Source organism: Microbulbifer sp. MLAF003 (assembly GCF_030012965.1).
Lineage (GTDB): Bacteria > Pseudomonadota > Gammaproteobacteria > Pseudomonadales > Cellvibrionaceae > Microbulbifer > Microbulbifer variabilis.
In genome coordinates this window covers 3,595,908-3,616,658 of sequence record NZ_CP120232.1, presented here as the reverse complement: position 1 = coordinate 3,616,658, position 20,751 = coordinate 3,595,908, and the positions used below count along the sequence as shown (strand labels likewise).

The window sequence follows — 20,751 nt, the reverse complement described above, 5'->3', positions numbered from 1 at the left end:
TTTTTGGGGGGAGGTAAAAGTTGGAAGGATCAGTTGCCCGGAGCGCTTCCGCTCGAATCACGTACGACGAGCTCGGGAGTGAATTCACGTTGAATACCCGCTTCCTTGCTGGCGCTGGCGTTCTCACCGGATGTTTTACCGCGCGCTTTGCTCAGCACGAGTGCGGCAGCACACTTGGCGATTTCGTTGTTGGGCTGGTGCGCGGTTGTCAGTTTCGGCCAGGTCTGCCTGGAGAAAGGGCTATCTTCGAATCCTACGATGGAGAGCTGGGACGGGATGTCGACGTTCATTAATCGAGCGGCAAAGAGTGCACCGGCCGCCATTTCATCGTTGCTGGCGAAGATGGCACTGGGCGGGTTGTCAGTACCAAGCAATGCTTTGGCACCCTGAACGCCGGAATCAAACGAGTACTCTCCTTTGAGAATCAGGGATTCGTCCACAGGGAGGCCGGCTTCCTTCATGGCATGCCGATACCCGTCAAGACGACTGTGGGTAGAAATGTGTTCTTCTCCACCGCAGAGGAAGCCGATGCGCTTGTGGCCGAGCCCGATGAGGTGGCGGGTGATATCAAACGCGGCGGCAGAGTCGTCTACCTGAATGCAGTTGTCCTGGTCCTTTACATCCGCGGTTTTGGAAACGATGCGTACGTAGTCTGCGTTGAGATCCTGGAGTGTCTCGATCACGGCCGGTGTTTCCGAAAAAGGCGGAGTCAAAACGAGTCCGGCCACCTTTGAGTGTTCGACCAGATTTTTCAGTTCATCGTGGACCGATGCCGATTTGGAGTTACTGGGATGGATCAGCAACTCATAGCCCCTGGCCTTACAGGCATTGAGGATACCGTTTTGCATGTCGATCACATAGTAGGCGTTCGGGTTGTCGTAAATAAACGCGATGGTATATGTCCGGGAGCTGGCCAAATTGCGGGCGGCCAGGTTGGGCTGGTAATTCAGGGCCTTGACCGCATCCTCGACCTTCTTTTTGGTTGCGGGGCGCACCGAGGGCTCGTTGTTGATGACCCTGGATACGGTTTTTATGGATACTCCCGCATGCGCGGCGACGTCGTTAATGGTGGCTTTCATGGGGCCGTCTGGTCCTTGAACTGTTTCGTCGGCGCTTGTCGCTGCACCGTTGGTCTGTCCGCCATCCTAGCAGAAATGACCGGAAATTCGCCGTGAGTAGCGTAAGTAAGTGCTGGATTTGATGTGGATGAAGCTTGCGGAACAGCCCCCGGATTTTCCGCCCTTGAGCTAACGGCTTTAAATTAAAGGGTTTTGGTATCTACGAGGTGCGGAATGTCGTTACATCAATCGCTCGGACCGAAGGTTTTTTTACTCCAAAGACGGTAGCAATTCCGGGTAATCCTGTGTATCTTCGATTATTTAGAATGACAGCGCTATCATAACCCTAAATGACAGCGCTATCATTTTGCGGTACGAGGTGAAATAAAAAAATTACTCACAACCTTCATATAAATAATAAGCAAGGAAGGGGAAATCGATGCTAAAGCGCAATCAACTCGCTCTGTCTATCAGTGCAGCTGTACTCAGTGGTGGCCTGATGGCTCCGCTGGCGACTGCCCAGTCGGATGAAGCTATTGAGGAAGTCTCTGTAACCGGTATTCGTGGCTCTCTCCAGGATGCCTTGAGCACCAAGCGAAATGCTGGTGCAATTGTCGACGCAATTTCTGCGGAAGACGTCGGTAAGTTCCCGGACAAAAACATCGCTGAATCTCTATCCCGTATCACGGGTGTGGCGGTAAGCCGCGAGTTCGGTGAAGGGGAACGTGTTTCTATTCGTGGCGCGGGTCCAGATTACAACCGTACAACCCTGAACGGTCAATCTGTCGGTACTGCTGACTGGTTCATTCTGGATAATCCGTCTCGCAGCTTCAACTTTACCCTGTTGCCTTCCACTCTGATCTCCTCCCTCGAGGTAACCAAGAGCCCGCAGGCTTCTCAGGACGAAGGTTCCCTGGGTGGTACCGTTAACGTGCGTACTCACCGTCCGCTTGACCTCGACGCGGGTCAGGCTGCGATTGCAGTAGAGAGCATCTACTCAGAAACTTCGGAAGAGTATGACCCGAGCATCTCTGGCCAGTACTCCTGGAAGAACGATAGCGAAACCTTTGGTGTGCTGGTATCTGCGGCCAAGCAGGACCGCACTGTTCAGCGTTCCGGTTTTGAAGTGTTGTCCTGGACCGACGAAGCCACTCCTGGCGTAATGGTTCCCGGTACCATGGGTACCCCGACTTTCTTTCAGGAGCGCGAGCGCGAAACTGTATTCCTGTCTGCTCAGCTGCGTCCGACCGACGAGCTGCAGCTGACTCTGGACGTGCTGGACACCAGCATGGACGCGGATAACATGAATGCCAACTGGCTGGTATTCGCAGGAGACAATGCGGTCGATCATGCAACTAATGGTCAGCTGAGTGGCAACAGTGTTGTGGCTTCCCAGATTTCTGGTGACGGCCGTGGTGTTGTGAACTGGATCAACCGCGTATCTTCCTCTGAATCTCAGTCCTATACCCTGACTGCCGAATATGTAACTGATGCATTCAGCGTTGATATTGTTGCCGGTAATACTTCTGCCAAGGGCGGTACCTATCGCGAGACTTCTTGGGAGTATGGTTGGTCCGGTGGCGACTATGAGTTTGACCTGAACGCGCCATCTCTCGACTCCAATCCTGCGCCTAGTGATGCAGATGCCTATGCCGCTGGCTGGATCTGGGGCGGTGAGCGCCCGACCACTGATGAAGAAACCTACTTCCAGGTAGATCTCGAGCTGCCGATAGAGGCGGGTGCATTTACCTCTATCGAGACAGGTGTCAAGGTTCGCAACGCCGAGCGTACCCAGCAGCGTATCGTATACAGCTGGCATGGTCCTGAGACTATGACTGGCAATGAGGATCTCGCTGGCTCATACCTTGATTATATCTTCGCAAATTGCCCGACTTTATCTTCTTGTGGTTTGAACTCTGGCGGCGTTGTGAGTTTTGATACGCCCGCCGGTGGTAACTCCACCACCGCACTGGCACAAATGCGTGACGTGATGGAGCAAATCGCGTTTGCTGGCTTGAACGGTGTCAGCGCCGATTACGCACGCTCTCTCGAGCTGGCCAATAACTGGGCAGTGGAGGAAGATATTTTTGCGGTATATGTTCAGGCGAATTTCGAGGGTGACAACTACCGCGGTAACTTCGGTCTGCGCTATGTGTCTACTGAGCAAGCCTCTTCCGGCTACGAGTTCAGCAGCGATTCCTGGGGCTTCCAAACGGTTGATCGCGATTGGTTGAATCCGTCTTACCTGGCCTGGGTCACGGAAGATAACGACTACAGCGAAATCCTGCCGAGCTTTAACATTGCTTATGATCTGAATGACGATATGGTGATTCGTACTGCGGTTGCCCGTGTTATGGCTCGTCAGAATTGGAACCAGATTTCTCCGTTCGAGACCTTTGGTGCTCTGAATGCACCGGACCCCCAGGGGCAGGCCGGTAACCCTCAGCTGGAGCCGTTCCTGGCGGACCAGTTAGACGTTTCCTACGAGTGGTACTACGGTGATGTGTCTGCGTTCTCCGCAACGACCTTTATTAAAAAGAACCACAGTTACCTGGCTCAGGAGACCTTTACCGAAGCGCGTTACGATGAACAGACTGCTACCTGGGTTGACGTTGACTTTAGTCGCCAGGTGAATGGTGATGGTGGCCTGGTCGCTGGTGTTGAGCTGGCTGTGTTGCACGACTTCGACAACGGCTTTGGTGTTCAGGCGAACTACACCTACACCGATACTGGTTCCGATAGTGTTGTTGGTATCTCCGATACCATGGCTAACCTGATGGGTTACTACGAAAACGATACCTTCGGTGCGCGGATGATGTACAACTATCGCTCGGAGTGGAGCAAGGGCTTCCATTGGAACGGTAACCCGCTGTCCAATGACGCGTTTGGTCAGCTGGATGCGAGCTTCTCGTACAACGTCACTGACAACGCACAGATCACTCTGGAGGCAGTGAACCTCACCAATGAGCAGGTCGTAGAGTACAGCGAATATGAAGATCGTCTCATGTCCCTGTATGAAAATGGCCGTCGCTTCGTTGTGGGAGCACGATACAATTTCTAATCGAAGTTGAACGGAAAAAGCCGGGCATTGCCCGGCTTTTTTTATCGCTGAATTATTGTAATTATGGGTGTTGATAAATATGAGTAGCAGTATTTTTATCCCGTATGACCGGTACTTTGATTGTGGAAGTCGCAAGCAGGGAGTGGAGCAAAGCCTGATGGAGGCTCCCTAGGGGCTGACAAACAGTTTTCGACGGTAAAGCCAGTGGAGAATAATCCACTGTACCGCCAGCACACCGATAACAATCACCAGGTTCCCGGCATCCGCAGAAGAAAATACAGAGGCAATGCCGCCAAACAGGCTCTTGCTTGTGTAGGTCCAGTTCACCAGGCTGCTGGCCATATACACCAGAATGGCATTGCAACCGATCACGGCAAACAGAGTGGTAAACCAGCGCCACTTCCATATATCCGAAATCAGGTAGAAGCAACCGAGGAACAGCAGGCTGCAACCAATGGTGACGAGGGAGAAGGATCCCGTCCATAAATCTTTATTCACCGGGTAAACCAGGTTCCAGGTCCAGCCGAGTGCGCTTAGGGTGATACCGGCGAGGAACAATCCCCTGAGCAGTTTGCCTGGCTGGTCTCGGTGCAGATGCAGCCAGCGGCCGGCAAAAACGCCGGCGAGGGCATTGGCGACGGCGGGCAGGGTAGACAGCAGCCCTTCAGGGTCGTACGGCTTGCCTTGATAAGTGATGCCCGGCAGGCAGCATTGGTCTACCGCAGCGTTAATTGATCCCGAGATACTGAAATCCCCCAGTCCGAGTTGCAGGAGCCAGTAGCCAAGCAGGATACCCGCAAAAATCAGGTACTGGGCGATGGGGCGACAGTGCCAGACAATCAGTGCGGCAAAGAACCAGGCAAAGCCAATGCGGGCGAGAACACTGGCATAGCGTATTTCGGACAGGTCGGGGGGAACACTTGCGCCCCAGCCGTGGTTATAAAGCACTCCGAGCCCCACAAGAATCAGCAGTCTTTTGATCGCTTTTTTGTATGCGCTCTGGCGTTGTTGTGGTGGCTGGCCCCGCAAGGTTTTATTGGCCAGACCGAGGGTAACTCCGGAAAGAAAGATAAACAGTGGGAAGATCAGGTCATACAGGGTAAATCCATGCCATGTACTGTGCTGCATCTGTGCCTGTCCCCACGCAAAAGCACCGAGCCCGGTCAGGGACAGCAGCGGGGCGAACAGGGATTCGCCCCCAATAATCCAGAACATATCAAAGCCACGCAAGGCATCGACGGATGCCAGGCGCCTGTGGCTAGTGGGAGAGTAGTTGGTCTGTTGTTGCATGCTACCGCTTGATTCCGTACCAGGATTCATGAGTGCGAGGCAGTCATTGTCGCGCGTGCAGTTCGGGAAGTTGCGCTTACGAGCATGAGAAAAATTCCTTGGTCAAAAATAAAAAGGCCCCGGAGACCGGGGCAAGTACAGGAGTAATAACCTGTAACGTCTTCAGAGAGAAATTGGCAACATCCTGTTGTAACAGCGGAGGGCTTCCTGCCCCCGCTAAAACTCAGTTCACGTTGCAGACAAATTCCCAGCTGCCATCGGGGCTTCCTGGAACCGAATTTGTCCACCACTTTGCTCGGTATACGCTGCCATCATGAATGATTTGTTGACCGCCGCTGGCGTGATCGCCAGAGGGCCACTGTGGATAGGTCACCAGTCCGCTGGTATCGACACCGGCGTCGGCACAGCTGGTCCCTCCACTGCCTCCGCCAGTGCCGCCGTCGCCACCACCCGCAGGCGTCGCCAGGGGCAGTTCCGGATGTTCGAATGCCAGTGCGTACGTTGTACCGTTCACGGTGGCTGTGTAGGCCTGAGGGCCTGAAACGGGCAGGTAGTAATTCAAGGTCATATCCCAGGTCTCGCCATCGGCAAGATCCTGCCAGTCGGGCAGGGCGAAGCGCACGCGGTGGAATTCGTTCTCAAGTCCACCGACATTGCCACCACCAGAATTGGCGCCATCCTCGATGACCTCAAGACCGGCACCGCTCTGATCGGTAATGATGTTGGATGTCGACGTCGGCATATCGAACTCAAATACAGTACCGCCGGGCAATACACCACCGGTGTTATTGGTGATGTACAGCTTGGGGTTCAGCGGGTAGTTCTGGTCGCCGAGTTTGAATCCGGAAATTTCGATACCCACATCGATCGCTTCGGACGGAGTTACGCGATCACTGCGCTGCTCGCGATAGGGCACCGCACTGGCAAACTTGTCGTAGGCGAGGGTCGTCAGGGTGGAGCCCATATAGTACTCACCCTTGGCGGCATCCCAGTCGTAGTCACCGGCGAGTTCCCAGAACATGATGCCACCGACACCCTGGTCGATGACGTACTGTACCTTCGCGTCCATTGACTCTTTGTCTTCTGTGGAAATATACACACTCTTGGTGCTGTTCCAGAGCCACGGCGCTTCAGACACGGCATCGTAGTTACGTACGTAAGTGCCGACAAACGCATCGTCCGGGTCGCCTGCTGGATCGAGCCCGTAGTCCGTGACATAGGAGCCGAGGATGCCACTTTCCAGATTCTTGGCATGCCACATGGGGTTCGAGCCCGCGCCCATTTCCACGCCGTTTTCGTCCAGGTCGTGCCACATGTTGTCGATGCCAATGGCGCCATAACCGCACTTGGCAGAGCCGCCGGTACCGGTCGGACAATCGGACTGGTTTGGCAGTGCGGCAGAGCCGCCCAGGCCGTTGTTGCCACCGCTCACGCCCTGCCAGCCTCGGGTGTAGTAGGGAATACCGATATTAATTCGGCCCGGGGACATGGATCCGCGGAAGTACTTCACAGCCCAGTCGATATTCAGGTAGCCAATACCACCATACTGGGAAGTGGAGTAAACACTCGCGGCGGCCAGTTCCGGATCTTCGCCGTTGTCGAACAGTGCGGAGTTGTGGCCCACATATTCATTCCACGCGCCGTGCAGGTCGTAGGTCATGATGTTGACGTAGTCCAGATACTGGGTGATCTGCATGGTTTCCATGCCGCGCAGCAGGTATCCGGAGGACGGCGAGGCGATGGTGAGCATGTAGTGGGTGCCATCTTGCTCACCCGCGATGTCCAGCTTTTCACGCAATACACGCATCAGCTCCACATAAGATTTCATGAGAGAACCGCGCAGCGGATTGGCGATGCCAAAGTCCAGCGGGTTGCCGGCATCGTTCATTGAGGTGGGATATTCGTAATCGATATCGACGCCATCAAAGCCATACTGGCGGATAAAGTCCACGGCGGAGTTGGCGAACGTTTCAATGCCGGCATGGTTGATGCTGCCATCGGCATTGGTGGTCATGGTATAGAAACCACCATTGGCAACACGATCACCAGATTCGTTGAAGTAACCACCGGTTTCTGCCCAGCCACCGACGGAAATGAGGGTGCGCACTTCAGGATGCTGCTTTTTAAATTTATTCAGCAGGTTGAAGTGGCCCTGATAGCTGAAGTCCGCATCCATCTCTGCGCCACTGACGCCGGGCCAAGTCATGCCGGTGGCAGGGTTGGCGGGATCGGCGGTGTTGCCAACGGATACTTCGTTGCTGTCATTGATATGGGCGAAAGCGTAATTAATGTGGGTGATCTTGTCCCAGGGGATATCGTTCACCAGGTAGGTGGGTTGTCCATTGGCACCGTTTCTCCAACTGGTGAAGTAACCAATGATCCGGCGCGGATGATCGGCCCCCATGATCTCCCGGCCTTCTGCGGTATAAATATCGCAGTAGTCCGGTGCCGCCCCGGGGCTGGTAAACAAGCCATCGGGACGACAGGGGAAGTCACCCGCTACGGGTTCACCGTTTACGGTGATTGAAACCGGCGCGGAGTCAGTGGACTGGTTAGCGGTATCGAATGCTCTCGCGAAAATGGAGGCATTGCCGGGAGTGGCGACCCAATCGATACTAAACGGCGCACTGGAATCTTCGCCCACTTTCTGTCCGGCGACAAAGAACTCCACTTTGGAAATAGCACCTTCTGTATCGCTGGCTGTGGCCGCGATGCTGACACTGGTGCCTTCATCAAACACGCTACCGTCGACAGGATTATTCAGGGTTACGGTTGGCGGGATATCGGGTGTGGTGACGTTGATACTGGCTGAGGCTGATTGAGTGCTCTGGCCATCGTTGTCGGTGGCCGTTGCGTGCAGGACATGGCTGCCTTCGGTCGCTGTCCACTCGATCGCGTAGGGTGCGCTGGTGTCACTCCCCAGGCTGTTACCGTCGACGAAAAACTCTACCGAAGTGATGTTGCCATCTGGGTCACTGGCGCTGGCTGTGAGGGATACAGTCGCACCGGTATCCAATTGCGTACCGTCTATCGGGTTGTCGAGCGAGACGACCGGGGCTTGTGAGCCGCTCGCGCTCACGGTGATGGTGACGTCCGTGGTGAACGCGTCCTGCCCTGCGTCGTCCACTATACGTGCGCGCAACACCGGGTTGCCGGCAACGGCGGTCCAGCTGGCCTGCCAGGGCGCGCTGGTATCTGTACTGATAGCGCTACCATCGACGAAAAATTCCACACTGACGACCTGGCTATCATCGCTCGCGTCCATGGTAATGATAACGCTGTCATTTTCACTAAATGTCATACCGTTGGTGGGGGCGGTGATGGAGCCGGCTGGAGGCTGGTCAACAGCACCCTCACAGGCGCCTTGCAGCGTCCACTCCTGATACTGGCCGGAGAACTGCTCCGGGTTCTGGTTCTGTGTCCACCAGTTGGCCCGATAAGCGTTGCTGTTGTACTGGACTTCTGCACCGCCGTTGTAGGCGGTTGCGGCATCCCAGTCCGGGAGGCCTGTACAGTCCACGGCATGCGCCTGGCCTGCGGCAAAGATCGCCACGGCAAGACTGCCGAGCGCGAGAAAGTGTTTCATTGGGTTCACCTTGAGTAAGTTATTTTTGTTGTTGGTCATCGGCAGTTAGGTGACGCGATTGCCAAAATGACATCGCTGTCAAAATATCATCGCTTATAGGAAATCGCAATGCAGAAAGGGACGAATTACTACGGGGTAAAGACAATTAAAATGAAAGTTCCGCCACTGGAGTTGATATGAGACCCGTATCACGATCAAAGCGGAATATTAAGAGAATATGACTGAGGCAAGACACTGCGTCTTGTCCCCGGGGAGATACGGTGTGATCAACCTGAATCAAGGGGAGAAAACGAGTGGTACTGATAGGTTGCTTTTCTGCCTTAAGCAGGGGCTTTACCGGTGGTGATCATTACGGTTCACCGACCAGCTTGCCAGCCGGTAAGGGAGGCGCAGGAATAACAAAGTTAAATGGAAGCCTACATGAAGCCAATCAATCTATTGAGAAACCCAGCCCTTCTGGTGGTAGCAATCGCTGCAGCGTCTGCTTCGGCAATATTAACGGGTGCCTGAGATCTACCCGGCCGACTACCGCTTGTACGTGAGGCAAGTTCACTGGTTGACAGCGTTGTCTTTTTCGTTATTGTGGACCTTGCAATCACTGGTGCCATAACAAATAGAAAAGGACTCCCATGCTTTGCGCCATCCCCTCCCTGAATAAGACCAAGCTAAGAATTTCAGTCTTTTCCCTGGCCTTGGGACTGACGGTCGTCCTGACGGGTTGCGGTGGGCACGACAATCCGGAATGGGGTTCGGCCCGGCAGATTGCCGAAGATTTCTCGGTGCAGTTGGAAGTGCTCACCAACTACCAGGCGACCGGCGACGAACTTGCAGAGCGTTGCAAGCGCGAAGGCGGCAGCGGGGCAATTTGCTCGACCTACCGGATATCGCTGACCAACGCCGGCGAGGCCGCTTTGGCCCCGGGTGCTTCGGAATGGAGTCTCTACTTCCACAGTGTGCGCCGTACCCTGGCGCTGATGAACCGTGACGATTTGCGCCTGGAGCATGTCAAGGGAGATCTGCACCGTTTGGTACCTCTGGCCCATTTCCCGGGGCTGGCACAAGGGGAGACGCTGCAGCTGGATTTTCTCGCCGAGTACTGGTTCCAGTTCGAATCTGACTTTATGCCGCGTCTGTTTACCGTCGATGCGAACGGACAGGCACAGGTTATCCAATCCACCGACTCCAATAGCATTGCCGAACTGGTTCTGCCGATTGAGAAAAACCACTCCGATAATTGGAAGCGGGCATCCACGGATGCCAATGTCCTGGCAACCGCAGCCAGTCGGTTTGAGGAATTCTCCCGGCGTGGTGTTCAGGAAGGTGATCAGTGGCAGTCCCGTATTATCCCCAAGCCCCTGAAGCTCGAAAGTCGTGGTATTGCCGTTGATATCAGTGCGGGTCTTTCTGTGGATGGGGGGCGTTATCGACCGCGACCCTCAACGTTATAAAACAGCGTCTGGATGCCTTTGGCCTCGTTGGTGAAGGCGCCGGAGCCTATCCCGTATCAGTGGTGATCGATACAAAGCTGTCTGCGAATACTGCAGAATCTTACCGGCTTGAGGTGGGTGAGACAGGCGCTTTGGTGACCGCCGCGGACCAGTCGGGCGCCTTCTATGGACTTCAGTCATTACTTGGCCTGATCAATGTACGCGCCGGCACGCTGATGACAGCCCGGGTTGAGGATGCGCCGCGTTTCCCCCATCGCGGGCTCTTTCTCGATGTAGGTCGTAACTTCCATACCAAACCGCTGGTGCTCAAGCTGCTCGACCAGATGGCGGCTTATAAACTCAACCGTTTCCACGTCCACCTGTCTGAGGACGAAGGTTGGCGCCTGGAAGTGCCCGATCTGCCAGAACTCACTGAGATTGGTTCTCGCCGCTGTTTCGACCTGGAGGAGAACCAGTGTCTGTTGCCTCAGTTGGGCTCTGGCCCTAATACGGATAACAATGGCAGCGGCCATTTCAGTGTCGAGGACTACATTGAGATTGTTCGCTATGCCGGTGAGCGCCATATCGAGGTGATCCCCGAGTTCGATATGCCCGCCCATGCCCGGGCTGCGGTTGTGTCGATGGAGGCGCGTTATCGCCGTCTGGTGGAATCAGATCCGGAAGCGGCTGCGCGCTACCGACTGATTGATGCAGAAGACAACAGCCGTTTCCTATCGGTCCAGTTCTACGACGACAGCTACGTTAACCCCTGCACCGACTCCACTTACCAGTTTGTGGGCAAGGTGATGTCTGAGGTGCAGGCGATGCACGAGCGCGCAGGCTATCCGCTGCAAAGCTGGCATTTCGGTGGCGATGAGGCCGTCAATATTTTCGCCGGTGACAGCTTTGAAGATGCGCCAGGGCAGGATCCCGCCAAAGGAGATGTTGACGCTGGTGCTCGCAAGCAGCCGTGGTCGGGCTCCCCTCAGTGCCAGAAGCTGGTTGCCAGTGGCGCGGTTGCGGACATCTCGGAGCTGGGTAGCTACTACGCGCGTCGTGTTGCCTCTCTGGTCCATGATACCGGGATTCCCACGCTCGGCGCATGGAATGACGGTGTTAAAGCTGTAAAAGATGCCGGCGAGGAACTCGCGACAGAAAACAACTATGTCAACTCCTGGGCCCCGCTGTTCTGGGGTGGTGGTGATGAAAGCTCGCATTTCGCCGCCGTCGGATTTGACGTGGTGCAGTCTCACTCCGACTTTCTGTACTTCGATATGCCTTACGAGGTCGATCCGAAGGAGCTTGGTTACTATTGGGCGTCACGCCATACCGACACACGTAAGACCTTCAGTTACGCCCCCCTGGTCACGGCCCAACTGGCAGAAGTATCTACTGATCGCGATGGCAATGCCTGGTCGGCGAAAGCGGCAGATGAAAGCTTTGCCAACAGCGTACGCGGTATACAAGGTAATCTGTGGAGCGAAGTGGTGCGCACCGATGCGCAGGTGGAATATATGATATTCCCGCGGCTGCTGGCCCTGGCCGAGCGGGCGTGGCACCAGGCGTCCTGGGAGTTGGATGCGGTCCCGGGGCAGGAGTTTTCTGCTGAGAGTGGTCTCGTTGATGTTGCCGCTTTGGAGGCGGACTGGAGAGGATTTGCTGCCGCGGTGGGGCACAAAGAGCTACTCAAGCTGGATCTTACCGGGGTAGGGTATCGCATCCCGGTGCCTGGGGCGTTGAATGATGAAGGGTATCTAAAAGTTGCCCAGGCCCTCCCAGGGCTGGTCACCGAATACTATGATGGTGAATCCTGGCGCCCCATCACATCCGAGACACCAGCAGAGAAAGTAGATGCCATTCGAGCGCTTAGCGCCGATGGCCGCCGCGCCAGTCGCGCTGTATCTTTCAGTGTTGTGGAAGAGACACTGTAATCTTCCAACTCTTGGGCCTCGGCACGGGGCCCTTCCTTCTTACGCTGTTTGAGTTGCTTTTCCAATTTCCGAATTTTTGCAAGTGCATTCCTTGGCTCAAGACTGTTCTGATGCAGATTATTTTTGTAGGTCCGACCGGTTTACTCTTTTTCACTTTCGACTTTTCATCCCACTTACCGTCATTAAACTCCTTGCGCCAGCGATAGATCAGGACCGGATGTATATCTAATGCCTCGGAAATATAGGTGACTTGGATATAATTATGATTTGCCAACCTAACGAGTACCTATTTGAACTCAGATGTGTATTGGAAATAGTTTCTTCTTTAAGTTTGCCCCATAAGGACCCCCTTTAGTGGATACTAAATTTACTGTCCACTAAAGCGTTGTAAGTTCAAAGCATGGCAGGATTGCAGGCCGGGTCGTGTTGCAAGCCTTTTGTTAGGTAACGGTACATGAGTGAGCCGCTTTAACCTGAAGGCTATTATCCTGATTGGCCCATATACGCGTAAACCTGAAATCTCCGTTAGTTGGATTGCCATCATATGTTCCACATATTTGTACTCGAGCGGTAACTACAGCAGTATTGCCCAGTATTTTTATACTATTTTCTGAAATATTGATTGACTCTATATCAAGTCTTCCTGATTCATGTGCCGATAAATCGTCTCTTTTGGTAAGCAATTGGCCGAGGTGGTTTGTAAAAACTAAATCATCAGCAAGAAGCGCGGATAATGCATTTAAATCAGAATCCAACATCGCATTCCGTAGCTTTGTTTCTGCTTCTTGTACTGCTTTACCAAGCTCTGTATTCATGTGTAAAACTCCAGTTTTTGCCTATCGCCTAAAGCAACCGAGCGCGCATTTTGCGCGTCGGATTGCATTTACTTGTTAGGGCTTTCTGCACGATCAAATTTTGAAACATAGACAGTACGCCCTTGAAATTTCTGCTTTGCCAATTCATTTAGTGATGCTACAGCCTCATCAATTGCTAGCAAATCGCTATTGTTGGTGTTGAACTCATTGCTCTAGGGCTTACTTTCCAGTTCTTTGTATTGAGCACGAAGCTCTTTCTTTAATATTTGAACATAGCAATGAATTGAATTTGTTCTGGGTTGCCTAAAGCCTAGATTGTGGGTGTGGCCAGTGAGTGGCTGAAGCCCTCACGATACACTTGAATTTAACAACTCAAAGCCTTTCTTCTGTAGCAATTTCGTTACCTCGTCTGTTTGACTTTAAAACGGGGCAAGATCAACGTCGTACTGCAACGCCTTGTTATGATTTTCTTAGGTCCTTTAAAATTGTAACTGCTGATTCTGGTGCATGCTCGATCAGAAATTCAACAAATGTCATACTTGTATAGCTTCCAGCAGAATTAATGTCATCTAGATCTGTCCCCCATTCGTAGAAACTAGTTTTGCCCCCAATTACCTGAATTTTCTGCTCAAAACCTTTACCAAACTCTAGAGCACGCTTAGGAAAGCCAATCACATGTTCACCAGGTTGTAGCTCCAGCCTTATATATCCACCATTTCTTAGGCAAGGGACTCTTTCTCCGTTTACCGAAAATGGTTGGCAGTAAATCGATGCTGCTAATTTTAATTTTCTGAAAATGTAGACTGCTCCCATATTGATGGGCGGTGGCTCTACTTCTTCGAAGTGATCCCCATTGGCTTTCATTACAACAGGTGCGAATAGCAACGCAACACAGCCCGAAAGCATGGCCGAACAGAGAACAATTATTATTTTCTTCATTAGAACAAATCTCAATCAACTGAAATCATAACGCCGTCCCGCGGAGATCCGAAGGACTATAGCAAACTGTCTGTGTTTGTTACGCATTTGCCTCTTCCTGGCCTAGAAGATGGATGCGTTTGGTTCCCGAAAGCAATTGGTATAGCTGCTTTCTTAACTTGCTAACCTCGGGCTCTACGTCAGGCTTATTGAATATTCGTTTTAGGAATGGAATCTCAGCGACGACAAAACAATACCAGACAACATCATTTGTATCTGGGATTGGCCCCTCTGGATCGCCATGCTCGTAGTTAATTACACTTCCACACCCAATCCAAAGAGAAAATGGAGCACGTTTACACATAACGCACCAGCCCCAATCCTCCGGGATTACACTTTTGACCTCGTATCCGAGTTCAATAAACTTAGTTCTGAGCCAAGCGGATAGCTGCTTACCATATATTCTTGGGTTGGTTTCTTCATCCTCACCAAGCTCTATGTCGAAAATTTCAGATTTGAAATATTGCTGTTCTAACGGCACGAAGTTTTTCTCCATGCATAACGCTCGCAACAAATGCGGGCGTAGCGAGTCGAGGCCGATAGGCCGGTTTGTTTGCGGTTTTTAGCCAATTCTATTCACCTTAGATAGATCTTTAATATATCCCAATTGAAATAGCTCTAAGGCAATTCCTTTGAGTTCAGATGCCTCTTTTGCATTACGATCTTTTTTCACACTAAGGATCTGATATCTCTTTTGCATCAACTTGATGTTCTGATCATTTTTTCTGCAGTCGACGCACTTGATGCAATCGGCATCAACATAAAACCCCAACCCTTCAAACCAGTGCTTCTGCTCGTTAGCAAAAAAATAAACCATCGCCTGCATTGAATACAACAGCGTTCTATATCTACGTAAAACTTACGCGGAAATATTGAATAGTTCTGCCTATCAATATTTGCCGGGATAGCCGTTTCGGGGAAAACACTATCTTTATCAAGGCTCCAATGAGCAGATGCAGCCATTTCAGCCGTCATCTTGCTTCCGGAGTATATTGGCTTGGAACCATATCGTGGATGATCTACGTACTCTCTATATCTCATTTTACGCTTCTTTGACATTAGTTTTTGGTTAACACCCGGTTAAACGGCTCGCGCTTGAGCGAGCCCGGCGATCAAAGGGAGCGTCTGCTGCGGTTTGTTAATTACTTTGTATAAGAGTATAAGGAATTAGGGCTGTTGCAGCCAAGGCTCCCAGTAGAATTGGAATCAGGAAAACCCAAGCTATAGGCCGCCACCCATCACTCCATATAATAGAGCTCTCTAAATGGTTAATAGGTCCATAAGTTAAAACTAGAAATAGTCCTAAATTGGTCCACACCCACAGCATTACCAGCAGTGCCGTCGAGGCAGGAGACCAACCTATAAAAGGAAGAAAAAAGGACACAACTAATAACCACCTAAATGGATAAAGCTTAAGTGCAAGCTTTGTATAAAAAGCAGTAAATAGTCTCATGGTGTGTACAACAGTTAACGCTTTGCTCCGCCGCCGCCTACACTTCGCTCGCTTTGTGCTATCGTAGGGTACAGCACAAAGCGAGCGAAGTGTAGGCGGTTGAATGCAGTAACTTGTTAAAAGCTTACTGGGACCAGAAACCCAATATGTGATATTTGCCCAGTTTTTCAGGCTTTATACGAATACCGAGAGTTCTAAAGCCGGGACATGTAATGAGAACATGGTTTGTGGCGCTGTCATCGCCTATTGGTTGCTTGGAATCACCTTCTAGAATTTTGAGGCCACATGATGAGCCAACACCTCGCCGCTTAGCGAATTCTGACTTAGTGCTATTGCCGACATGAACAAAGTTATCTGTGTTGCCTGACTCTAGTAGAGAGCTGATAGCCGTTGACAGAGGTTGTTCTGATGCGGCGCTAGGAGCTAGCGCTAGTAAGATAAATGCTGCAATAGTTTTCATGACTTTTAACGCGGCCGTCACTGGACAGCTGGCTGTAGTTGTAATTTATGTTAACGGAGCGTCAGCGAAGTGCATAAATTTCAGCGAAGGACTGCTGTTACGATGCACGGCTTTGTTAAGTTTTTTGTGCATGCTAAGTCCTTTGCCACTGCTAACCTAACTTGATTACTTTTACTTAGCCCGTGCATGTAGGATTTTAATTCGCTTCTCTCCACTATTGTCGGTTTGGAGTTGTCGTACTTGGCGATCTCTACATCAACTAGGTAAGAGCCACTTATTAACACTGTGTATAAATCTTCGAGCTGCTCTGGTATCCAGTGAAGAACATACGCTGTTTTAGTGTTATGGCCTTTGGCAGTCAATACCTTCCGAAGTTTTGAGTCAGGCTCTTGGATTGCGTCGTTGGATCGTATCAACTCTTTGCGAAAGTCACTTTCCATTTTACTTCCAATTAGCGTCATCTACTCGATGCCTCGTGAAACATAACGCCCGCAGCATACTGCCTGCGTTTGTTAAAGGGACTTGGCACACCATTGTGTTACAGCCACTTTAGCGTCAACCTCAGGTTCATTAACCTTTTCTCCAGAGCTAGCAGCGCACTCATTGCTACCACACGTATAGCCAACAGCACGATCTACTTCCCCATATTCTTGAATTAGGCCAACAACTGCATTGTTACGAAGATAAAAACGATTCTTATACGTTCCAGTTGGTACCGCGATAGGAACCGGTATTACCCCTATAAATGCTCCTGCACCCGCCCATGAGGTTCCATCTTTATAAATGAGTACTTTGCATTGCTCAAATTGATCTACAGAATCAGGACTACCCCAATGCTCAACAATTTCAACCTCTGAATAAGGCGAAGCTCTCTTTTCGAAAGAGAATTGATTTCTCTCTTTCCCTAAGCTGAATTCTGTTCTCGCCCATTCGTTTTTCCCATAAGTACCAACAGCCAAACCAACACAGCCAGATACTATGCTTAGAGAAACTAATACGAAAATAGATCTGATCATTGATTTACCTTTAATGCCTTTGGCTGCAGTGCAAGAAGTGTATCTGGGCCGCAATGCGGCCGCACTGCCTAAATTTGTTAAGCTTTGGACCATATTGGATTTTTGATTCGTCCATAACTAAAGAGAGCAAAATATCCTGGAAGTGACATAATATAACCAATAGCTATAGAGATGTGAAATTCACTTTCAGACATACCCATTCTTAAATCAACCTCGGATATAAACATGTAAATAATCCCATAAATAAAATATAGAACTAAAAACACCATCCAGAACTTTGGAAAGAGTATTTGTTTAAGAAAGCAGTAACCGAACAATCCGACAGTTGCAATAACTAAGCTAAAAAGACTTAGGTATTCAGGAATACCTGAATTCTCCGCTACAATATAAGAATAAGAACCAAGAAACGACAAAACCGTAATTAAGAAGAAGTATATCTTCCACCAAATCGACCTTTGCAATTCGCTGCTCTCATCTAAATCTACGCTCGGCGGAGTGTACGGGTTTTCTAACATTAGTTTTTCCTTTAGATAAATTAGCTTAACGCTTTTTAGTAGGCGCGCCGATTTTTGGCGTCACCTGCTTGAACTTATTAAGAGCTACTTGGCACATACTCATGCCAAAGCAACTCGAATTGTTTTTTTATATTGTTTTTCCCCGAAATCCATCTTGGGAGTTTATTTCTTCAAAAGGCAGTACGACTTCAGTGCCATAACCTCGTATGGAGGCTTTCTGTTGATCCGAAAGCAAAGCCAACCGAACCATCATGAAAGAACTCCAATTTCCTTGCTTCGTAGTCATCTATGCCAATTTCAGACACAATCCTTGTAGGTTCATCATTGAAATAATGCTTCCATTCTAAGTCTATATATCTCATAAGATCTTAACGCCTGCAGCACAGGCGGAGCGTCAGCGACATCCAGCCACCTTGCTGGCGATTGTGCCTGCGTTTGTTATGCATTTTTCTGAAGACGAACATGGACAGAGACTTTATCTTCCAAAATACGGACAAGCACTGGGTCCATCCGGTCATAGTTATCAGGTATTGCCAGGCAAACTAGCTTCTTACCCTTTAGTAAATCCTTAAACTTTTTCATTACCTTATTGCGGTGAGACTTCTCCATAACGAAGATTATGTCAGCCCACTCAATAAGATCGCCGCTAATAGTTGTTTCTGCATCTTTATTTGTGCCGCAACCAATAGCATTGATGCCATCATACTGAGAAAAGACTTCTTCTCCAGTTGGGCTTCTCAATCTATTCTCGCTGCAAACGAATAGCAAATTCATTGAACCTTACCCATTGGTGAATAACGCCGCCGGTAGGGGCAGCTTACCTTGTGCACATTTAGCGCAGGTCGCTGTGCTCCCATTTTTGCGCAAAATGTGCACAAGGTAAGCTGTCCCGCGGAGGGCCGCAGGCCCAGAGCAAATTGCCCGGCTTTGTTAAGGGCGCTCACTGGCTAATAGCTCCAGTAGCTTCGCATTGTATGCCTGAGCAAAGTATTTATTGTATTCATGGCTGCCTTTGCCTAGCGCAAAATTTTTATAGTGGAGCCCGGTGCCACAAATAAGGAAAGTATTGGGCGCAAAATCCTGTAGGCTACCCTTGAGAGCCGACTCCGAAATCCCTGGGACTTTGTACCCTTCGCCGGGAATGTAAACTTCAACAAATTGCTTGTGATCCTGACGATAGTCACTAAGGGCCTCTTCAAAACCACGGTTAGCAGACGCTATAGGATCATTCGCTATCGCGATCAATTCATTACTTTTCGATATTTCGACCCAAACCCACGAAACTAGTCCAGCTAATAGAGTCACACCTAAGAAAAATACGTTTTTTATGGTGTTGTTCATTCTGCCCCTTAACGCTTTGCTCAGCCGCCGCCGGAATGGAGTCGCTTTTTGCTAGCGTAGCGTACAACACAAAGCGAGCGGAGTGTAGATGGTCGGATGTAGTAACTTGTTAAAAGCTTATCGGGACCAGTAACCCAAAATATGGTATTTTCCTGACTCTTCAGGTTTTAAGCGAATGCCGAGAGTTCTAAAGCCAGGGCAGATAATCAGAGCACGATTGCTAGCGCTACCATCGCCTATTGGTTGTTTGGCATCACCTTCTAGAATGTTGAGGGCGCATGATGAGGCAATACTTCGCCGCTTATTGAATTCTGCCTGTGTGCTGTTGCCGACGTGAACGAAGCTATCTGTACTCCCAAACTCTAATAGAGATCTGACGGTTGTTGAAAGTGCCTGATCTGATGAGGCACTAGAAGATAGAGTAAACAAAATAAATGCTGCGATAGTTTTCATAACTTTTGACGCCTCAATAACCCGCAGCTGGAATGCAGCGAAGTGGAATGTAAGCTGTCGGGCGCCGAAGGCGCGTAGTTAATTGGTTTGTTAAATGTAAGGCCACACTGCACCTATGATAAGTAGAACTATTGTTGCCACTTGGATTTTATTGGCTTTACTGTGCTCAGCATTGGCTTCAGGTGTATCAGTCACTCCTTCTTGATGATCGAACCCTCCTTCATCAAGATCTTCGTTGAAGATGATGAGGCCATTAATCAAAACAGCGATCATTACCAGTAACATTGCTGTTAGCCAGTAAAATCCCGTGAAGTACTGGATGCCCAAACCAATTAGAAGACAAAAAGTAATCATTACTGCTGCGGACTTTAGGTCAATACCATTCATCTTCGAGTACATCTAACGCCCGCGTAATTGGCTGGGCACGCGAAGCGTGACCAGTCCGGTGGAAGCCCGCAGAGCTGGAATGAAGTTCACGCGCTTATTATGCGCTTTACGTGTCATACTCACCACTATCCCATGGCTCAAAAAATGCCATGTAGTTACCAGGCAGTAACTCTACTGACCAAATATCATCTTCGTCCTCAGGCTCTATAGCAATTAGCCCGAATTTAGTTCCATTCAACTCTACAGAAAAAGGCTTAACTTCAATTCTCTCTAAACTTATATTTCCGAGGCTTTCTAATTTAGATGAATACTTTGCCTTTGCTTCATCTACTGAGAACGAACTTCTGGGGCCTAAAGGCTCAATATCTGAATCTACTAAATTACCCAAAGCATCAAATTTGAATAATGCAATATATTCAGCGATACCAGGCTCAAAAGGAGTTGTGAGGAAGAACTGTAACCCGTCTTTGGTAGTTCCGATATGCTGAGCATGATAATTATCATGATCTATTGCGATTAGCTCTGGTTTTCCATTCATGTCTTTGTAACTCTTCTGACACATAACACCGCAAGCAAAGTCGCGCGGTAGCGCGTCCAGTGGAGCGCAGCGGAACGATTTCACCTTGCCTTTTTATACGTTTACAGATCTTCTTCACTTATTTTCAATAACCTACGGCTATCTCCTAACCAGACCTCTGTGCCAGGATACATTCTGATCTCACCGTTATTTTCATTGTTGAACGAGAAATTTAATTCCCCGCTAAATGTAACACCACTAATTTGGATATTGTTAAGTTCATCTCGCAGATAGACATCTGCGGTGCACACACGGCAATCGACGACCGGTGCATCTTTAACAATCCAAACTTTACCGTCAGGAACGACATAGCCTTGCTCTTTACTCAAGGTTAATTCTGCACCGAATGCAGAACTAGAAAGTAGGATTAGAGGGATAATAGTTCTCATATCTCTATTACGTA

Annotated in this window: 19 protein-coding genes; 3 read left to right on the top strand and 16 right to left on the bottom strand. The window is 50.2% G+C overall.

The annotated features are described in order from the left end of the window. Positions 1-29 precede the first annotated feature (29 nt). On the bottom strand, positions 30-1,079 hold the full coding sequence (locus tag P3339_RS17325; protein WP_020412350.1) for a LacI family DNA-binding transcriptional regulator: 1,050 nt from the start codon (positions 1,077-1,079) through the stop codon (positions 30-32). A gap of 418 nt (positions 1,080-1,497) precedes the next feature. Between P3339_RS17325 and P3339_RS17320 the strand changes: the two genes are divergently transcribed. Next, positions 1,498-4,119, top strand: a complete 2,622-nt coding sequence (locus P3339_RS17320; protein WP_020412351.1) for a TonB-dependent receptor — start codon at positions 1,498-1,500, stop codon at positions 4,117-4,119. Positions 4,120-4,287: 168 nt separating this feature from the next. Here the strand turns inward: P3339_RS17320 and nagX are convergent, their stop codons facing one another. After that, positions 4,288-5,409: a transmembrane glucosamine N-acetyltransferase NagX gene (gene nagX, locus P3339_RS17315; RefSeq protein WP_282951333.1), complete on the bottom strand. Its 1,122-nt coding sequence runs from the start codon at positions 5,407-5,409 to the stop codon at positions 4,288-4,290. Positions 5,410-5,632: 223 nt separating this feature from the next. After that, entirely contained in the window at positions 5,633-9,034 is a 3,402-nt protein-coding gene (locus P3339_RS17310) for a chitinase C-terminal domain-containing protein (protein WP_282951332.1), read from the bottom strand. A gap of 740 nt (positions 9,035-9,774) precedes the next feature. Between P3339_RS17310 and P3339_RS17305 the strand changes: the two genes are divergently transcribed. Beyond that, positions 9,775-10,443, top strand: a complete 669-nt coding sequence (locus P3339_RS17305) for a carbohydate-binding domain-containing protein (protein WP_282951331.1) — start codon at positions 9,775-9,777, stop codon at positions 10,441-10,443. Further along, positions 10,440-12,353 (top strand): family 20 glycosylhydrolase, encoded by a 1,914-nt coding sequence (locus tag P3339_RS17300; protein WP_502867338.1) that lies wholly within the window; start codon positions 10,440-10,442, stop codon positions 12,351-12,353. Before P3339_RS17305 ends, P3339_RS17300 begins: the two co-directional genes overlap by 4 nt. Positions 12,354-12,793: 440 nt before the next feature. Here the strand turns inward: P3339_RS17300 and P3339_RS17295 are convergent, their stop codons facing one another. From P3339_RS17295 to P3339_RS17240, 13 genes are all read right to left on the bottom strand, one after another. Beyond that, positions 12,794-13,168, bottom strand: a complete 375-nt coding sequence (locus P3339_RS17295; protein ID WP_020412355.1) for a nuclear transport factor 2 family protein — start codon at positions 13,166-13,168, stop codon at positions 12,794-12,796. A 459-nt stretch (positions 13,169-13,627) separates the two neighbouring features. Continuing rightward, the gene (locus P3339_RS17290) at positions 13,628-14,107 is read right to left on the bottom strand and encodes a hypothetical protein (RefSeq protein WP_282951329.1); all 480 of its coding nucleotides are present in this window, start codon (positions 14,105-14,107) and stop codon (positions 13,628-13,630) included. 79 nt (positions 14,108-14,186) lie between these two features. Then, a complete protein-coding gene (locus tag P3339_RS17285) occupies positions 14,187-14,642 on the bottom strand; it encodes a hypothetical protein (RefSeq protein ID WP_282951328.1) in 456 nt (151 codons plus the stop codon). A gap of 66 nt (positions 14,643-14,708) precedes the next feature. Continuing rightward, positions 14,709-14,972, bottom strand: coding sequence for a zinc-ribbon domain containing protein (locus P3339_RS17280; RefSeq protein WP_282951327.1), 264 nt, complete (start codon positions 14,970-14,972; stop codon positions 14,709-14,711). A 1,599-nt stretch (positions 14,973-16,571) separates the two neighbouring features. Then, positions 16,572-17,075 (bottom strand): hypothetical protein, encoded by a 504-nt coding sequence (locus tag P3339_RS17275; protein WP_282951326.1) that lies wholly within the window; start codon positions 17,073-17,075, stop codon positions 16,572-16,574. Positions 17,076-17,152: 77 nt separating this feature from the next. Continuing rightward, entirely contained in the window at positions 17,153-17,590 is a 438-nt protein-coding gene (locus P3339_RS17270) for a hypothetical protein (RefSeq protein ID WP_282951325.1), read from the bottom strand. Positions 17,591-17,778: 188 nt separating this feature from the next. Beyond that, positions 17,779-17,952 carry a DUF6881 domain-containing protein gene (locus P3339_RS23595; RefSeq protein ID WP_353056846.1) on the bottom strand — a complete coding sequence of 58 codons (174 nt, stop codon included), beginning with the start codon at positions 17,950-17,952 and terminating at the stop codon, positions 17,779-17,781. 76 nt (positions 17,953-18,028) lie between these two features. Beyond that, positions 18,029-18,364: a low molecular weight protein tyrosine phosphatase family protein gene (locus P3339_RS17265; protein ID WP_020412368.1), complete on the bottom strand. Its 336-nt coding sequence runs from the start codon at positions 18,362-18,364 to the stop codon at positions 18,029-18,031. Positions 18,365-18,520: 156 nt separating this feature from the next. Next, positions 18,521-18,931 carry a hypothetical protein gene (locus P3339_RS17260; RefSeq protein WP_282951324.1) on the bottom strand — a complete coding sequence of 137 codons (411 nt, stop codon included), beginning with the start codon at positions 18,929-18,931 and terminating at the stop codon, positions 18,521-18,523. A 117-nt stretch (positions 18,932-19,048) separates the two neighbouring features. Further along, the gene (locus P3339_RS17255; RefSeq protein WP_157533389.1) at positions 19,049-19,384 is read right to left on the bottom strand and encodes a hypothetical protein; all 336 of its coding nucleotides are present in this window, start codon (positions 19,382-19,384) and stop codon (positions 19,049-19,051) included. Positions 19,385-19,474: 90 nt separating this feature from the next. Next, positions 19,475-19,771 (bottom strand): hypothetical protein, encoded by a 297-nt coding sequence (locus tag P3339_RS17250; protein ID WP_157533390.1) that lies wholly within the window; start codon positions 19,769-19,771, stop codon positions 19,475-19,477. Positions 19,772-19,877: 106 nt separating this feature from the next. Continuing rightward, positions 19,878-20,309 (bottom strand): hypothetical protein, encoded by a 432-nt coding sequence (locus P3339_RS17245; RefSeq protein ID WP_020412371.1) that lies wholly within the window; start codon positions 20,307-20,309, stop codon positions 19,878-19,880. A gap of 101 nt (positions 20,310-20,410) precedes the next feature. Continuing rightward, entirely contained in the window at positions 20,411-20,737 is a 327-nt protein-coding gene (locus tag P3339_RS17240) for a hypothetical protein (protein WP_282951323.1), read from the bottom strand. Between the last annotated feature and the right edge of the window lie 14 nt (positions 20,738-20,751).

What these genes read in the sequence shown, in the direction of transcription:
- P3339_RS17320 (WP_020412351.1), top strand. Translation starts at nt 1,498, where the DNA reads ATGCTAAAGCGCAATCAACTCGCTCTGTCTATCAGTGCAGCTGTACTC.
- P3339_RS17270 (WP_282951325.1), bottom strand. Translation starts at nt 17,590, where the DNA reads ATGTTAGAAAACCCGTACACTCCGCCGAGCGTAGATTTAGATGAGAGC.
- P3339_RS23595 (WP_353056846.1), bottom strand. Translation starts at nt 17,952, where the DNA reads ATGAGATATATAGACTTAGAATGGAAGCATTATTTCAATGATGAACCT.
- P3339_RS17295 (WP_020412355.1), bottom strand. Translation starts at nt 13,168, where the DNA reads ATGAATACAGAGCTTGGTAAAGCAGTACAAGAAGCAGAAACAAAGCTA.
- P3339_RS17240 (WP_282951323.1), bottom strand. Translation starts at nt 20,737, where the DNA reads ATGAGAACTATTATCCCTCTAATCCTACTTTCTAGTTCTGCATTCGGT.
- P3339_RS17325 (WP_020412350.1), bottom strand. Translation starts at nt 1,079, where the DNA reads ATGAAAGCCACCATTAACGACGTCGCCGCGCATGCGGGAGTATCCATA.
- P3339_RS17310 (WP_282951332.1), bottom strand. Translation starts at nt 9,034, where the DNA reads ATGACCAACAACAAAAATAACTTACTCAAGGTGAACCCAATGAAACAC.
- P3339_RS17290 (WP_282951329.1), bottom strand. Translation starts at nt 14,107, where the DNA reads ATGAAGAAAATAATAATTGTTCTCTGTTCGGCCATGCTTTCGGGCTGT.
- P3339_RS17255 (WP_157533389.1), bottom strand. Translation starts at nt 19,384, where the DNA reads ATGAAAACTATCGCAGCATTTATTTTGTTTACTCTATCTTCTAGTGCC.
- P3339_RS17280 (WP_282951327.1), bottom strand. Translation starts at nt 14,972, where the DNA reads ATGCAGGCGATGGTTTATTTTTTTGCTAACGAGCAGAAGCACTGGTTT.
- P3339_RS17250 (WP_157533390.1), bottom strand. Translation starts at nt 19,771, where the DNA reads ATGAATGGTATTGACCTAAAGTCCGCAGCAGTAATGATTACTTTTTGT.
- P3339_RS17265 (WP_020412368.1), bottom strand. Translation starts at nt 18,364, where the DNA reads ATGAATTTGCTATTCGTTTGCAGCGAGAATAGATTGAGAAGCCCAACT.
- nagX (WP_282951333.1), bottom strand. Translation starts at nt 5,409, where the DNA reads ATGCAACAACAGACCAACTACTCTCCCACTAGCCACAGGCGCCTGGCA.
- P3339_RS17260 (WP_282951324.1), bottom strand. Translation starts at nt 18,931, where the DNA reads ATGAACAACACCATAAAAAACGTATTTTTCTTAGGTGTGACTCTATTA.
- P3339_RS17285 (WP_282951328.1), bottom strand. Translation starts at nt 14,642, where the DNA reads ATGGAGAAAAACTTCGTGCCGTTAGAACAGCAATATTTCAAATCTGAA.
- P3339_RS17275 (WP_282951326.1), bottom strand. Translation starts at nt 17,075, where the DNA reads ATGATCAGATCTATTTTCGTATTAGTTTCTCTAAGCATAGTATCTGGC.
- P3339_RS17245 (WP_020412371.1), bottom strand. Translation starts at nt 20,309, where the DNA reads ATGAATGGAAAACCAGAGCTAATCGCAATAGATCATGATAATTATCAT.